Annotated in this window: 14 protein-coding genes, 1 pseudogene and 1 riboswitch; of the genes and pseudogenes, 10 read left to right on the top strand and 5 right to left on the bottom strand. The window is 36.5% G+C overall.

The genetic code is table 11. From position 1 onward, the window contains the following. Positions 1–31: 31 nt before the first annotated feature. The 5 genes and pseudogenes from LDM90_RS05285 to LDM90_RS05270 all read left to right on the top strand — a co-directional run bounded on the left by LDM90_RS05285 (position 32) and on the right by LDM90_RS05270 (position 5,918). The gene (locus LDM90_RS05285; protein WP_223896760.1) at positions 32–1,012 is read left to right on the top strand and encodes a LacI family DNA-binding transcriptional regulator; all 981 of its coding nucleotides are present in this window, start codon (positions 32–34) and stop codon (positions 1,010–1,012) included. Between the two features lie 113 nt (positions 1,013–1,125). After that, the gene (locus LDM90_RS05280; protein ID WP_223896759.1) at positions 1,126–2,538 is read left to right on the top strand and encodes a family 43 glycosylhydrolase; all 1,413 of its coding nucleotides are present in this window, start codon (positions 1,126–1,128) and stop codon (positions 2,536–2,538) included. A gap of 19 nt (positions 2,539–2,557) precedes the next feature. Further along, positions 2,558–3,976: pseudogene (locus LDM90_RS05275) on the top strand (PTS transporter subunit EIIC); the annotation flags it as partial. Continuing rightward, positions 3,977–4,465 carry a PTS sugar transporter subunit IIA gene (locus tag LDM90_RS09445; protein ID WP_308443170.1) on the top strand — a complete coding sequence of 163 codons (489 nt, stop codon included), beginning with the start codon at positions 3,977–3,979 and terminating at the stop codon, positions 4,463–4,465. It begins immediately after the preceding pseudogene. A 37-nt stretch (positions 4,466–4,502) separates the two neighbouring features. Continuing rightward, positions 4,503–5,918 carry a glycoside hydrolase family 32 protein gene (locus LDM90_RS05270; RefSeq protein WP_223896757.1) on the top strand — a complete coding sequence of 472 codons (1,416 nt, stop codon included), beginning with the start codon at positions 4,503–4,505 and terminating at the stop codon, positions 5,916–5,918. Between the two features lie 39 nt (positions 5,919–5,957). Here the strand turns inward: LDM90_RS05270 and LDM90_RS05265 are convergent, their stop codons facing one another. Then, a complete protein-coding gene (locus tag LDM90_RS05265) occupies positions 5,958–6,611 on the bottom strand; it encodes an energy-coupling factor transporter transmembrane component T family protein (RefSeq protein ID WP_045927385.1) in 654 nt (217 codons plus the stop codon). A 9-nt stretch (positions 6,612–6,620) separates the two neighbouring features. Next, on the bottom strand, positions 6,621–8,057 hold the full coding sequence (locus LDM90_RS05260) for an ATP-binding cassette domain-containing protein (RefSeq protein WP_223896756.1): 1,437 nt from the start codon (positions 8,055–8,057) through the stop codon (positions 6,621–6,623). Continuing rightward, positions 8,019–8,109, bottom strand: a riboswitch (TPP riboswitch). Its footprint overlaps the gene before it by 39 nt. Positions 8,110–8,248: 139 nt before the next feature. Between LDM90_RS05260 and LDM90_RS05255 the strand changes: the two genes are divergently transcribed. Then, a complete protein-coding gene (locus LDM90_RS05255) occupies positions 8,249–9,187 on the top strand; it encodes an AraC family transcriptional regulator (RefSeq protein WP_223896755.1) in 939 nt (312 codons plus the stop codon). A 35-nt stretch (positions 9,188–9,222) separates the two neighbouring features. On the opposite strand, the gene htpX is transcribed toward LDM90_RS05255, so the two are convergent. The 3 genes from htpX to LDM90_RS05240 all read right to left on the bottom strand — a co-directional run bounded on the left by htpX (position 9,223) and on the right by LDM90_RS05240 (position 11,908). Next, on the bottom strand, positions 9,223–10,119 hold the full coding sequence (htpX, locus tag LDM90_RS05250) for a zinc metalloprotease HtpX (RefSeq protein ID WP_223896754.1): 897 nt from the start codon (positions 10,117–10,119) through the stop codon (positions 9,223–9,225). A 17-nt stretch (positions 10,120–10,136) separates the two neighbouring features. Further along, positions 10,137–10,697, bottom strand: a complete 561-nt coding sequence (locus LDM90_RS05245; protein ID WP_034980895.1) for a LemA family protein — start codon at positions 10,695–10,697, stop codon at positions 10,137–10,139. A 110-nt stretch (positions 10,698–10,807) separates the two neighbouring features. Beyond that, entirely contained in the window at positions 10,808–11,908 is a 1,101-nt protein-coding gene (locus LDM90_RS05240; RefSeq protein WP_223896753.1) for an SLC13 family permease, read from the bottom strand. Between the two features lie 189 nt (positions 11,909–12,097). On the opposite strand from LDM90_RS05240, the gene LDM90_RS05235 reads away from it, so the two are divergent. The 4 genes from LDM90_RS05235 to LDM90_RS05220 all read left to right on the top strand — a co-directional run bounded on the left by LDM90_RS05235 (position 12,098) and on the right by LDM90_RS05220 (position 15,820). Then, complete coding sequence (locus tag LDM90_RS05235) at positions 12,098–12,457, top strand: iron-sulfur cluster biosynthesis family protein (protein ID WP_223896752.1); 360 nt, start codon at positions 12,098–12,100, stop codon at positions 12,455–12,457. A 178-nt stretch (positions 12,458–12,635) separates the two neighbouring features. Further along, positions 12,636–12,776 carry a hypothetical protein gene (locus LDM90_RS05230; RefSeq protein WP_090094091.1) on the top strand — a complete coding sequence of 47 codons (141 nt, stop codon included), beginning with the start codon at positions 12,636–12,638 and terminating at the stop codon, positions 12,774–12,776. Between the two features lie 120 nt (positions 12,777–12,896). Continuing rightward, positions 12,897–13,814 carry an HNH endonuclease gene (locus tag LDM90_RS05225; RefSeq protein ID WP_223896751.1) on the top strand — a complete coding sequence of 306 codons (918 nt, stop codon included), beginning with the start codon at positions 12,897–12,899 and terminating at the stop codon, positions 13,812–13,814. A 47-nt stretch (positions 13,815–13,861) separates the two neighbouring features. Further along, entirely contained in the window at positions 13,862–15,820 is a 1,959-nt protein-coding gene (locus LDM90_RS05220) for a BspA family leucine-rich repeat surface protein (protein WP_223896750.1), read from the top strand. Positions 15,821–15,899: the final 79 nt, after the last annotated feature.

The following is a 15,899-nucleotide window of genomic DNA, read 5'->3' as shown; positions in this document are numbered from 1 at the left end:
TTTAAAATTATATTTAGGATGGAATTTTAGTATGAAAAAGATTGGAATCCGCGAAGTTGCTGAAGAAGCACAAGTTTCAACGGCTACGGTTTCACGAGTTTTGAATAGTAGGGGCTATATTAGTAAAGAAACTCGTGATAAAGTCCAGGCCGCTATGAGAAAATTAGAGTATTATCCCAACGACTTAGCTCGTGCGCTTTATCAAAAAAGAACATATACAGTCGGTGTCATTTTTCCTTCAAATGTTCATCCTTTTCAAGCTGAATTAATACAGGATATTGAATATTTGTTATCCCAAAAAGGCTACAAAATGCTTCTTTGCAACAGTCTAAATAATCCCCAAAAAGAAATTGCTTATTTGACAATGCTCCGTAAAAACCAAGTAGACGGCATTATTGTTGGCACGCATAATAAGCATGTTTCCGGCTATCAAAATTCTAAATTGCCCATAGTTGCTATTGATCGTGACTTGGGTAAAAATACTACAACTGTTGCCTGTGATAATTATGCTGGTGGCAAAATGGCGGTACAATTGTTAATTGACCATGGGTGTAAGCAAATACTGGATATTAGGGGCGATAGTTCGGTCAAATTGCCGGCTAACGATCGCTCAACTGCATATTTAGATTTGATGAAAAAGAATAATTTACCTGAAAATGTTCTGGAAGTCCCATTTGTGTGGAGTGCTGCTAAAAAGAAAGAAACTATTGAAAATTATTTGCAGAAACATCCCCAAATCGATGGCATTTTTGCTGGAGATGACTTATTAGCTTCACTAGCTATTTTTTATCTAGAGATGCATGGTAAAAGAGTACCGGAAGATGTCAAAGTTATCGGCTTTGATGGGGCAAAGCAAACTTTATTATATAATCCCAGATTAACAACAATCAGACAACCAATTGGTCAAATAGCACAAGTAGCAACGGAAAAATTAATAAATAAAATTAACGGCAAAAAAGAACCAGATTGCCTTGACCTTCCTGTAAGCCTTTATATAGGCCACACAGTGTAATAATAGCCAGTTTTTTTAACTGGTTTTTTTATTTTATATATGTAACCGGTTGACATATGTAACGGGTTGCAGTATATTCAATAGTAAATGTAAGTGCTAACAAGGAGGAAACGATGGATTTAAAGCCAACTAATAATCAACAAATTTATTATCAACCTAAAGACGTTTGGGTGGGAGATATTATGCCTTACGCTCAGGATGGTAAGTTTTATATTTACCATCAACGAGATAAACGGATTCATGGCCCAATTACTGATCCGTTTGGCTGGTCGCTGGCAACCACCACAGACTTTGTGCACTACCAAGATTATGGAGAAGTATTAAAGCGAGGCAGCGATCAAGACTGGGACCAATTTGTTTATGCTGGGTCTGTTTTTAAAGCTAATGGTAAAATTCATGCTTTTTATACAGGTTTTAATAAGGAATTTTTAAAAGAAGGAAAGACATCGCAAATCTTACTGCACGCCACCAGCAAGGACTTTATTCACTGGACGAAATCAAAGAATGCTTTAAGGCTTGAACCACAACCCGGTTATGATAACCGTAATTGGCGTGATCCATCAGTCATTTATGATGATACCAAAAAGGAATACCTGTTGATTTTAGGAGCGCGCAAAGGTCAAGATAAGCATCAGTTGACTGGAAGACTTGTCAAATATACTTCAAAAGACCTCGAAAATTGGCACTTTGAGGGTGACTTCTGGGCTCCGAATTTATATACCATGTTTGAAATGCCGCAGCTTTTTAAAATGGGTGACTGGTGGTATCTGCTTTATTCAGAATATAGCGTCAAAAACAAGGTCTTTTACAGGATGAGTAAAAGCCTGAATGGTCCGTGGCTCAAACCTAAAGATGAAGCTTTTGACGGTCGAGCTTATTATGCTGCCAGAACAGCTTTTGATGGCAAGCGCCGAGTACTCTTTGGCTGGGTTCCCACTAAAGTTGGTCTGAATGATATGAACAATTATGAATGGGGCGGTACTTTTGTGCCGCAAGAAATTTACCAACGTGCGGATAATACGCTGGGTGTGCGTCCTGTTGCAGAAATTTGTGCAGCTTTTGCAAATAAAACAGCAATTGCGTCACAGCAATTGCAAACTACAGACACTCTTGAAGAAAAAGAACTTATTAAAGATACGGGAGAACACTTTTATTTCCATACTAAAATCAGTTTTAGCAAATCTGTTAGTGATTTTTCTATTCGACTTTACCGAAATCCTGTAACAGATGAATCTTATGAGTTTAGATTTAATTTGGATGAGAACTACTTAACTTTGGATAAAAATCCTTGTTACAGATGGTACCAAATGATGAATAAAGGACTTAACAGACCAATCGATTTAAAGGCTGGTAAAGAATATGATCTAAAAGTAATTGTGGATGATAATATCCTAACGATTTATCTAAATGGTACTGCGTTAAATGCTCGCGTTTACCACAAGTTTGGTCATACTTTAAGTGTGACCGTAACTAACGGAACGCTTCGACTTGAACAAATTGAATTTTCCAATGATTATCGTAAATGATAAAAGAGGAACAAAATAAATGGCAGATTATAATAAAATTGCACAAGAAGTTTTAAAAAATGTTGGTGGTGCAGATAATGTAGTTAGTGCAACCCACTGCGTTACCAGGTTAAGGCTAGTTTTAAAAGATGTTAATAAGGCCGACCAAGATGCCCTTAATAACATTGAGGGCACTAAAGGAGTAATATACAACAGCGGGCAACTGCAAATAGTATTTGGTCCGGGAGCAGTAGAACAAGCTTATGATGCTTTTGTAAAAATCTCTGGGACTAAAGAAGTATCAGTCGATCAAATTAAAGATGAAGGTATCAAAAACAAAAATAAATTTCAGCAAGCATTTAAAGTTTTTGGCGATATCTTTATACCTATAATTCCAGCTTTTATTGGTGCTGCTATGATCTTAGGATTAAGGTCACTGCTTGCTACTCCGGGCATGTTTGGTATGACCAAGTCACTGGCCCAGCAGAGTGTATATGTGGGAGATTTTTGTAAATTTTTAAATGTTATTGCCACTACATTTAAAATTTTGCCCGTATTAGTAATGTATTCAGCCACTAAGCGCTTTGGTGGTAATCCAATTTTGGGGATACTGGTCGGCTTTGTCATGATTTCACCTGATTTGGCTGATAGAAATGCTTTTGTCTTGGGACAAGTTCATCCAGCATACTGGAATTTGTTTGGTCTAAAAATAGCTGCTGTGGGTTTTCAAGGCGGCGTTTTTGCGGCAATTTTAACTGCGTGGTTTCAGGCCAAGGTTGAAAAAATAGCTACTAAATATATACCTCAAGTTGTTTCATATATACTAGTGCCTGCTGTCACTTTGCTGGCGGCCAATTTATCACTATTTCTAATTTTTGGACCTCTTGGTCTCTGGATTGGGAATATTTTAGGCGGCATTATTAATTTCCTTTATATGAAAATGAGTGCTTTTGGTGCCTTTGTCTTTGCTGCAGGATTGCAACCTTTAGTGGTAACTGGAACGCATCAAGCTATCCAGGGAATTGAAGCTAATTTAATTGTACAGACAGGATTTGATTATATTCAACCTATTTGGTCAGTTTCCATTATTGCCCAAGGCGGTGGCTGTATTGGGATGTACTTGATTTTAAAGCAAAAATCCAAAGATCGTGATATTGCTATTTCCAGTTTTATCCCTACGTTAGTCGGAATTACTGAGCCCGCTATCTTTGCTGTTAATCTTAAATACAGTATTGTGCCTTTCGTATGTTCGTTTCTGGGAGCCGGATTTGGCGGAGTTTACATGAAGCTGTTAAATGTTAAAGGTTTAGCACAGGGTCTTACTGTACTTCCCGGTTTAACGGTTGCCAGACCGATTGGACCGTATGTTATTGGTAACCTCATTGCATTTGTTTTGCCAATTATTTTTATTCTGGTTTGGAATAAATTTAAACCGATATTACCGGAAAACAAAAGAAGAGTGGACCACAAAGAAAGCAAAATACTAGTTGCTACTGATGATAATTCTGTCTTAGCACCTGTTGATGGTGAGTATTTACCCCTTGAAAAAGTTAATGATGAAACTTTTTCCCAAAAATTAGTTGGGGATGGTTTTGCTATTCAGCCGACTACCGGTGACATTTTTGCACCCGTTAATGGAAAAGTAGTATCTGTTTTCCCGACTAAGCATGCAATTACCTTAAAGAGTGAAAATGGTGTACAAATATTATTGCATATGGGGATTGATACTGTTGATTTAGGTGGCAAAGGTTTCACAATTTTAGTAAAAGATGGTCAAGAAATTGCAGCAGGCGATCCCTTGGCTAAGATGGATTTAAAAGCTATTCAAGCAGCTGGTAAGCAAACAACAGTCATGGTATTATTCCCTGAATATAAAAATGGCTTTGCCATCAAGAACAAGGATACAGAAGTAAATCACGGCAATTTAATTTTGCAATTAAACAAGTAAGTGAACTGAAATTTATAGATATAAGGAAGAAACAAAAATGCGGGTTCCAGCAAAAATTACCAACGATCGTTATCGCCTTAATTATCACGTTTCAACGCCTTCCGGATGGATGAATGATCCTAATGGCTTTTCGTATTATCAAGGCTACTACCATATTTTTTACCAGTATTATCCCTATTCATCTAAAAGAGGACCAATGCATTGGGGACACTATCGCAGTCAAGATTTGATTCACTGGGAAGAACTACCAATTGCGCTGACACCAGACAGCCCTGAAGATGACAATGGCTGTTATTCCGGCAGTGCGATTGCAAAAGATGGCCGTTTATATCTGATCTATACTGGCAATCATTATTATGATGTGAATGATCACAGCCGTTTTTGCCAAACACAAAATGTTGCATACAGTGATGATGGTATTCATTTTACGAAATACAGTGGTAATCCAGTGATTGCCGTACCACCGGCTGATAACTCACAGCACTTTCGTGATCCGAAAGTATGGCAACATGGGTATTCATATTATATTATTGTTGGCAGTCAAGATAAGGCAGGATTGGGTCGTGCAATTACTTATAAGTCAACTGATTTATTGCACTGGGAATATTTAGGACCAATTGCAGTTTCTCAGGGAAGAGATAATGAAGGATATACGTGGGAATGTCCGGATCTTTTTTCATTAAATGGGCAAGATGTTCTGTTGTGTTCACCACAGGGGATTGCAGCAAAGGGTAAAAAGTATCTTAATCTTTATCAAACGGGATATTTCATCGGTAAGATGGATTATCACAAAAACCAGTTTGAACACGGAGCGTTTCAAGAACTTGATCATGGCCACGACTTTTACGCAGCGCAAACCATGTTAACACCTGATAATCGGCGCATTGTTTTTGGCTGGCTTGATATGTGGCACGCTGACTTTCCTGAACAGGCTGATGGTTGGTGTGGTGCTTTAACCTTGCCCAGAGAAGTGACTTTAAAGAATAATCAGCTATATATGAAGCCAGTTAAAGAATTAAAACAGCTGCGGCAAGAAAAAGTAATTGATGAAAAGTTGATGACTTCGTTAAAGCAGATGAATGTTTCCGATCCGCAGCACCTGGAATTGCTTTTGACAGCTGAAACAGAAAATTGGTCTGGCAGTGAGATTAATTTTGTACTCAAAAATGAGCAGGAAAATTTGGTAACACTAAGTTGGAACAAAAGGAATAACGAAGTAGTTTTAACTCGAGCTGATAAGCCGGCAGATGATTCTCGACGTTATGGCAGATTAAGACCAAAGCCAAATTTGAAAATACAGGTATTTATTGATACCAGTTCAATTGAGTTTTTCTTAAATGACGGAGAGCTGGTATTTTCAGAACGGTATTACGCTTCCGAAACACCTCAGATTTTCGTCAATGCAGATCAGTCAGTCAAAATAAATGTCACAGGCTATACTATGGCAAAATAAATTAGGCTAAAGAAAAAGTGGACACGCAGGTCCACTTTTTTATTTTAATGTGAATAATGCCAGGTTAACTAAAAACAGGATAACAATCGATTTAAGCCAATCACTTTTTTGAACAGGAACAGGTACAATAACTGACCGCTGGGCGCTCTCACGGTAGCCGTGAGATGCCATGCCCTGTGCTAAATTTTCTGCAGAATTAAGCGCAACAAGAATAGCTTTAAAGTATAAAACAGGTGACCAAAAGCTCAAGTAAACGCCCCTCATCATGCCGGCAGTGCGTATTTGTTTAACTGCTTCCTTCATTCTGGGGACGATATTTAGGGCGGCTAAAACTCCATAGGCAAACTTACTGGGTAAATGAAAATTCTGCTCAAAAGAACGTGCTAATTCCGTGGCAGTAGTTCCTATTGATACACAGTAGATAGTCAGCGTATAGACGTAAATACGACTGGATAAACTCAGTGCATTTTGCAAATTAGGCTGAGGTGCAAACCAGTATAAAGTAGCAAAAACCGTAAATGCAGCAATTAAGGGCATTAATAAAGTTAAAAGCAGATTCTTCAATTTGATGTGTTTGTAGATTAGATAAATTATGGTAAAAAAGATTATTAAAAGATTGGTTAGCAAGCTTGATTTAAGAGATATTTCTATAGAAATAATCAGTGCTAGAAAAAATTTAAAACTGGGATTCATGATCACACCTCATTTATTCACATAGGTTAAATGCTGGTCTTTAAAGATGAGGTGATAGTCACACCAATCTGCCAGATTCCTTAGTTCATGACTAATAATTAAAAGCGTTTGACTACGTGCTTTCTGACTTTCTTTTAATAAAGTCATCACCTTGTTAGCAGAGTCCGCATCCAGGCCATTAAGGGGCTCATCAATTAGCAATACATCCTGATCGGAGATCAACATTAGTAAAATTTGCAGTTTCTTTTGTTGCCCGCCAGATAATGAATAAACCACATGATCGAGCAGTGAATCAAGCTTAAGGGTGGCTAAAGCCTCATTTATTCTGTCATCAGTAAAATAATTATTGGTTTGTTGCTTTTTGCTTAAATTGATTTCATCCGCAACAGAAACGTTGATAAACTGATCGGTCGCATTTTGAAAAATTTGCCCCACTTTAAGGAGATGCTTGCGAGCTGATAATTTACTGATTTCCTGATTGTGATAAGTTAAACTGCCTGCATATGGGATCATTTTGGTCAGTGCGTTAAAAAGTGATGTTTTGCCAACCCCATTTGCCCCAGTAATAAGAGTAGTTTTACCAAAAAAAATGTTTAGGTGTTCCTGCCGTAAAAGCAAACGATTTTGTGTAATCTCTGTATTTTTGAGTTTAAAACAAATTTCTTTGTTTTCTTCAGGTAAGGCAAAATTATAAGAAACGGATTCCGTATTTTTTTGCAGCAGTTTTTCTTTTTCACTAGCAGAAAGTTGTACCAAATTTTTACCTTGAAATTGAAACAGATTATCACAATGGCCTTCATAGTCAGTTAATACGTGATCACTTAAAATAATTGTTTTCCCTTGATCACGCAGGTGAGCTAATTTAGCAATTAAGAATTTGCGAGCGGCTGGATCACAGCTGGCAAAGGGTTCATCAAGTAAAAAAAGATCGACATTCATCGCAACAAGTACAGCTAAAGCAACTCTTTGCTGCTCGCCGCCAGACATTGTATTAATTTTTTGATCAAGCAAATAATCAATTTGTGTAAACTGAACAGCTTCATTCAAGCGCTTTGTATACTGCGATTTATTAAGACAAAGATTTTCAAGTGCAAAAATAATTTCTTCTCGCGGTGTTGACATCGTAAACTGTTCACTGGCATTTTGAAACATCATAGCAGATCTTAATCCGCCTAAATTAACGCTGCCGCTTAATTGGCCCGCAAACTCAGGATATAGATTTGCTAGAATTTTTAATAATGTAGATTTGCCACAGCCGGTTGGACCAACTAACAGTGAAAGTTCACCAGTGGGAATAGTGAGATTAATATCTGTTAATATTTTATTTTGCTTATCATATGAAAAAGTCAGGTTGTTTAATTTAATCAATTTAGTTACCAAAAAAATCGTCAGGATAAAGCCTGACGATGTAAAATCTTTCGTTTTCCCTTCGCTGGCATTATCCATAGCAGGTTCGACGGGTCTGTTCTCAGCCTCTAGGGCACCCCGATGTTAAATTTATTATACATAAAAGAAAAATAGATGTCTACATACACAAGTATTCTCTTTAATCTAAATAACAAAATTCTGTTAGTAAGATGAAGTTTTGCTATATAATGAATCTATATATTCCAAAATTTGAATAAGAAGGTGAAATAATGGCAGCTGTTAAACTTGAACAATATTTAGCCAGCATTTTGAATTCAACTAAGTCTGACACTAATGAGGTAAGAATCAAACCCAAAAACGATAATTTTGATTTATTTAGAGCGTTTTTGGAAAATCATAATACTGGAGTTCATCGCTACCAAACTACAGCTTCAACTATTTTATATGAAGCTCAGGGATCGGTAAAAGCCAGAATCAATGATGAGGATTTCTTGCTTAAAGCCGGCAATATCGTATTTTTACAGAGAAAAAGCGATTATGAAATATTGCGGCAGGGAGAAAACGATATATTAGTTAAGTTAGAATTTGACCATAATTTCAAGATGCTGGATTTTCTCGGAAGCTATTCTGCCATGAGTCATCGTGAAAAAAGGGTGTTTAAGGAAATTACTGACGCTTACAATCAAAGGCGCTTATTATTTTTAAACAGTACGCCTTTGTCTAAATCTGCAAATGCGCTAAAAAAAGTAATTGATGAATATCTTAATCAGGATTTGTATACTCACAATGTTATTTTGGCAGAACTAAATTTGCTTTTAATTGCCGCAATTAGAAATCAAGACTTAGCGACAGGTCCTGTAACTAATCACCAATTTGTTCAAACTGATTTAGAAAATTATATTGATGCGCATTTTACTGACATAACGCTTAATGAGGCAGCCAAACATTTTGGCTTCAATCCTAATTATTTTTCAAGTTTGGTTAAACAAAAAACTGGTAAAAGCTTCGTAGAGCATGTTGATGAAAGGCGTATGCAAGAGGCGCGTAATTTGCTTGCACGACCAGATATTTCCGTAAAAGAAATAATTGCACGGGTAGGTTATAGTGGCAAGTCCTTCTTTTATAAAAAATTCAGTGAATATTATCATGAAACGCCAGTCCAAATGCGAGCTGAATTATTTAGACAGGCAAACATCAACTTAAAATAAAAAGCAACCTTGACTAAAAAGGTTGCTTTATTTTATTACATTTTTTCTAAGCGTTTGATCCTGTCAGCTGTTGGCGGGTGACTGTCAAATAAATGAGCAAAACTGCGTTTTTTGCGTACAGGATCTTCAATATACATGCCAGCACTGCTGGGATCGGCTTTCTTCATTGGCTCAGAACCGTCAATTTTTTCTAAAGCAGAAATCAATCCTCGTGGGTTGCGGGTTAATTCTACTGATGACGCATCAGCCAGATATTCACGATTTCGCGATAATGCCATTTGGGCTAAACTGGCACAAATAGGTCCCAGAATTAATACAAACACAATGGCCACAATCTTAAAAATAACAACAATAGTACCACCACTGTCGTTATCGCTGTCGCGATCATCATCAATCCACCAAATATAACGGCTGGCAATACCTGATAAATAAGAAATGACACCGACTAATACTGCAGCAATAGTAGAAACTAAAATATCATAGTTTCTAATGTGCGAAATCTCATGACCTAAAACGCCTTCCAGTTCCTCCCGGTTCATCATGTCCAGCAGACCTTGAGTAACTGCCACAGCAGAATGGTTGGGATCACGTCCGGTTGCAAAAGCATTGGGACTAGGATCATCAATAATGAAAACCCGAGGCATTGGTACCCGGCCGACCAGTGCCATATCTTGTACAACGTGCCACAGTTCCGGATTATCTTGTTCATGGACTTCTTGAGCGTGATTAAGACTCATAACCATATTAGCAGGGTTAGGCAAGACAATTAGCATGTAGATTAGACTAAAAACTACAGCAATGATCAATCCTAAAACAGGCCGATCACCAAAAAGATAGCCTAGTCCTGCCCCTACAAGTGCCAAAATAATGACAAATAATCCCATAATCCCAACGGTTTTACGTTTATTGCTGGCAATTTGTTGAAATAGCATAAAAACAGACCTGATATTTAAAACTTAACTTTAGGTACTTCTTTTTCCGATTCATTAGTTTGTAAGTAGTCAACTTTCTTAAAACCGTGAATGTGAGCAACAATATTAGACGGGAAAGTTAAAAGCTTTTGGTCGTATAGTGCAGCCGATGAATTGTAAAGCTGTCTCGAATAAGCAATTTTGTTTTCTGTGTTAGTCAATTCTTCTTGCAGTTTCAAGAAGTTTTGGTTGGCTTTAAGGTCAGGATAGTTTTCTGATAAGGCAAAAATTGATTTAAGTGCATCAGAAATCTGATTGGAAACTTTTAAAGTTTGAGCGTGATCATCGCTTGGAATATTAGTTAACTGATTACGCAACTGAACAACATTTTCCAATGTTTCTTTTTCATGTTTGGCGTAGCCCTTAGTTGTTTCGACTAGGTTGGGAATCAAGTCGTTACGCCGCTTCAGTTGTACATCAATCTGACTCCAAGATTCATCGGTGTATACTTTGGCTTTTTGTAAACTGTTGTAAACTGTAATATAGAGTGCAATTAATAAAACAACAATAATTACAATTACCCAAGTTAAACTATTCATAGTATTCCTCCTTAATATATATCCCTTAATTATAACTGATTAAGAACCTTTTGAATATAAAAAAGAAGCTTATACTATCTTTCATTAGCAAAGCTTTACTAAAATGTATATTAAATTAATAAAAGTCCCCAGCCTACAACGGTTAAAACAATCAAACCAATAAACTGCATTACGGACCATTTTTTGAAGAACTCTCCTCTTGAAACTGTAGCGTTTTGGGTAAATGTTTTTAAGACCAGCATATTGGCCATTGAACCGATAGGAGAACCAAATCCTCCAATGTTAGAACCTAAAAATAGTGCTTCAGCATAAGGAGTAAACTTACCAACTAAAATAGTTGCAGGAACATTGCTGATAATCTGACTGGAAATAATCGAAGTGAAGTAGGTAGAACTTTCCGAATTGATCATCGTATGAATAATACTGACAATCAGCGGGATCTGTTGAATATCACTAATGAAGATGAAGAAACAGGTAAAGGTTAATAGCAAAGCAAAATCTACTTTAAGTAAAATTCTGGGATTGATTAATAATGCTAAGATAATTGCAACAATCATCGGAATTACTACATTAATGACCTTAAATACCCCTAAGAAAAATAAAGCAAATACTGCTGTAGTAATGATTGTAGGTCTTAAACTGATATTAATCTGTTTAATATCTTGTCTGGGAATTTTTTTACGAGGGATAAAGTAAAAAATAATAAACGTAATGACTAATGCCATTAATAAATAGGGCAAAGACCAGGAAAAAAACTGCAGGGCATTAACAGAATATTTACTGACCAAAAAAATATTGTGGGGATTGCCCCACGGAGTAAAAGCAGCTCCAATATTTGCACCCATACCAATTAAAGTGACAGGCAAAATTTGTGGCAAGTCACATCTTTTGGCAATATTTAAATACAGGGGAATCAATGTAAGCGCTGTTATATCGTTGCCGAGAAACATCCCAGCAATAATCGCTAGAAGCGTAAACAAGATGTTTAATTTCTGCATATTGTCGGCAATACTGGTCAGTTTATACGCCAGCACGTCCAGAACGTGCAAGTAAGCGTATATTTGAATAATGATTAGCATCGCGGCGACTGAAAAAATCGTATGTAAGTTAATATCCTCAAGCCGCGGTCTAGCAAAAAAAAGACTGATAATCGTTATTACAAAAGTAATTTGCAGGATTTTATCACTAAAAACCTTTTTCAAGACGGTCATAAAATGTCCCCTTTCACAAGTTATAATCATCTATAATCGCTATATACATTTTGACCTTTTTTTCTGTTATACGCAATAATAAATTTTTCATGGTGAAAAGCACTTTTACTATAAACATAATTTTTGACACTATAACTTAATATATCCTATACTTGAGAAAATTGCTAAGGATTAGGAGGAAATATTAAAATGAGTAATTCCGAATCAGTTAAAATGAATGTTAAATCAGGTGCTGCTGATAAAATCAAAAAAAATGTGAAAGATGGACAGGTTGTTTTATTGTCACTAAACGATGGCTCTAACAAGTACTCTAATATTGCTGGCAGTTGTGCGGCTGGTACTCGTTTTCAATTTGTAGTCTTGGATCAGAAAGACCCAGACTTTTCAATTAATGTTGAAAATAATATTGGCTTAGACTTATATACCAGTCCAGCAGAAATGCAATATTTAGGCAACGATTTAGTAGTAGATGAAAAAAATGCAGCTATCAGTTTGGCAGACGATAGTGGCGTAATTGATGCTGCCATGACAGTTAGTGAAAATAATTAGTGCATTTAACTAATAATATGTGCTCAAAAATAACTTTATTTTATAGCGTTCCATTATGGAACGCTTTTTATTTTAAATGGTAAAACGTATGACTCAATATCAGCAAATCTTGCTTCAAAAAGTCCTAAGTGTTAAACTATATAAGATTTTCGAAAATCTTGAAAGGAAGTATAGTACTATGCGTAAAGGTGAAAATTACAACACTGGTTGTGAACCAAACCAAAGACCTAAGAACAAGAAGAACGGCAAGAAACGTGTTGCGCACGTGGCAGCAGTTGTTGCTTTCTTGAACAAGGCCAAAGCAGACGAAAATAAATAGTTTGTTTTTAAACAAGACTAAAAGGTGGATGAAACTTTCGTCCGCCTTTTTTTATTGCTCTAAATTGAGTAGAATTAGATTAATGATACATACATTTTGCTCTAAGGAGAATGCTTAAAAGTGAAGTTTCAATGCAGTGCGTGTGGATTGCGCATAAATGCCAAACATTTTAAACAAACGGGTCTGATTAATCCTAAACTGACCAGTATTTGCGATCTATGCATTCAAAGAGGAGAAAAGCCGGAAGACTTTGCCAATATTGCAGTGAAAATCTTTGCGCAATGCTTATTGTTTACTTTTGTAGGAAAAGATGAAGTCGCAGATAATTCAACATTTTTGGTTGCTAAAAATGACATGCGTAAGCGCTATGAGGCTTTTATTCAGGATTATGATGGCAATGAATTAGCCCAGCAACAGCTATCAGCACATGATTTTAATCAGGCAGTAATAGACAGCGAGACAGGTCAAACTGACTTTGTGCCCAGCAGCGAATTCACTTTTGCCGAAAATCTGAGTAAATTAGGATTAACCGTCGACTTTAAACTAAATGAAGTGGATTATATTGACCGTGAGCGTATTCGCGCTAAATACCATTATCGCTGCCAATATTGTGGCAGGCGCGGACGTAGCGTCGATCACAAAGACCCGGTTTCACTTTCACATAATAATGATTTTGACAACCTGATTTTATCCTGCACGGAATGCAATCGCATCAAGTCCAACATGCCGTATAAATTGTTTGTCAGTTTAAATAATGAAATTCCTGAAGTTAACCAAAAACTGGTCAAATATGAAGACGCTCTTGCTACTTTGAAGGGTGAATTTGAGGAAAGACGACGGGAATTAGCCGCTAAAATGCACCTGAAGGGTGTTGTTAATGATCCTGAACTTGACCAGATCCGTAAGCAAAACAAAAAATTGCAGGATGCAATTGATAGCTTGGAGAGCGATTATAACGACTTGCGTTCTTTACGCGAGCAGCATTTTATGACTGGCTGGAAACTAGCGCAAGTAAACGCAAAAGAAGATATTATTTAACTTTTAAAAGGCTTACAATGAAATTAAGAGGAAAAGGAGGTCAGAAAATGAAGTCAACTAAATTCAAGCAAAATATTTTAGCAAAATTGGGGATCAGTATGGCTGCCGCAGTCTTGGGCATGATGAATGGCGCTAATCTGGTCCAGAATGTTTTGGCAGCTTCTGTTGCACCTGCTGCTAACGATCAAACTGCAAAAACAACACCGACTGCAACCAGTACTGTCAATAATCAGCTGGGCTTTTGGACTGGCACTGATGGCAACTGCACGTGGCAATATGATGTCCTTACTAATACGCTGACTGTTAGCGGCGCTAAAGGAGCACAATTGTCAAGTACACCTTTTACCAAAGAATTCAAATGGGCTGGAAGTATTGAGCATATCGTTTTTGAAAATCCGTTTAAGTTACCTGCAAATTCAAAACAAAAATTTGCCAATTTGAGATATTTGTCTGATATTAAGGGCTTAGAGAACGCTGATACCAGTGATGTAACCGATATGTCTGGTTTATTTGCCGGTGATACAAAACTTACTAGTTTAGATATTAGTAATTTTAATACTGATAAAGTTACAGATATGAGTAACATGTTCACCAGTTTAGGTATGGATAATGCTACTGCTACAGCAATAGATTTGAGTAAATTGAATACCGCAAATGTAACCACTATGAACAACATGTTTGCGGCAACCAATTTTAAAAAGCTGGATTTAAAAAATTTTAATACTAGCAAAGTAACCGATATGGCAAATATGTTTTCCAGTACCAAGGCAGAAACGATTAATGTAGATAGCTTTGATACCAGTAAAGTACAAAATATGAGCGGAATGTTCAATAACTGCATGATTAAACAGCTCGACTGCTCAGGCTTTAATACCAAAAACGTAACGGACATGAGCAGCATGTTTTCTCAAAGTAAGAACATAACAACTCTAAATTTGAGCAATTTTAATACTATTAATGTCCAAAATATGAAAACTATGTTTTTTGGGGATGCAAATTTGACCAGTTTGGATTTGAGTAATTTTGATACTAGTAAAGTAACTAATATGTCAGGCATGTTTTCAAACGATACAGCATTAAAACAACTTAATTTAGCGGGCTGGAATACTGCCAATGTTACTGACATGAGCACTATGTTTGCCGGATTAAATAATATCGTCAGTTTAAATATTAAGCACTTTAATACTAGCAAGGTAACTGATATGTTTAGCATGTTTAACGGTGCTGAAAATTTAACTGATTTTGATATTAGTCATTTTGATACCAGCAAGGTGACTAACACCAGCTATATGTTTTCTGGTATGAAAAAAATTACCAGCATAGATTTAAGTCATTTTAATACTAAGTCTAATACGACCTTGTTTGGCATGTTTAGTGATGATGACAATTTAAAGACAGTTAATTTGAAAGGCTGGAATACCAAACGGGTCAGGAGTATGAGTCGCATGTTTAAAAACGACCCGCAGCTAGTCAATATTAATTTAAGTCATCTTAAAACTAATAGTCTCACTGAAGCATATGAGATGTTTAAAAATGATCAGAGTCTCAAAACTGTTGATTTACATAATTGGAACACCCGCAAATTAACTGAAGTAAGTGAGATGTTTGCTCAATGTCCTAATCTTACTAATGTTAATTTACACGGCTGGCACATGCCTAAACTGACTGATTCGACAGATATGTTTATGCAGGACAAGAAATTAGCAGGGGTTGATCTGACTAATTTTAATATTCATAACAGCAGGATTTTAAATCAGGCAGGCAATCCTAAAGGGTTTGCTGTGAAGCTGGGCCACTACCGTTTGCGTAAGAGTTCAGGTGTAGGACAAGGATTTAAGCACATTCAAGCTGTAGGCAAAGGAACAATTAGAAAACCGAAAGGCAAAAAATATACTGCAAAGCAATTATTTAAGCTGTATAATCACTCTGCCAAAAAGAGCCCTAGAGAAACCTATGTCATGTATAACGGTAAAAAACCACAGTTACCAAAATCATTTCATTTTTGATTTTTAGTAAAATAAAAGGATTAGCTCATTGGTGTGACCTAATTTTAGGGTTCACATCACATTTCAGAACCAATCCTTT

The sequence above is a fragment of the Lactobacillus huangpiensis genome, from assembly GCF_019972815.1.
GTDB lineage: Bacteria > Bacillota > Bacilli > Lactobacillales > Lactobacillaceae > Lactobacillus > Lactobacillus huangpiensis.
This window is presented reverse-complemented; position numbering and strand designations above follow the sequence as displayed.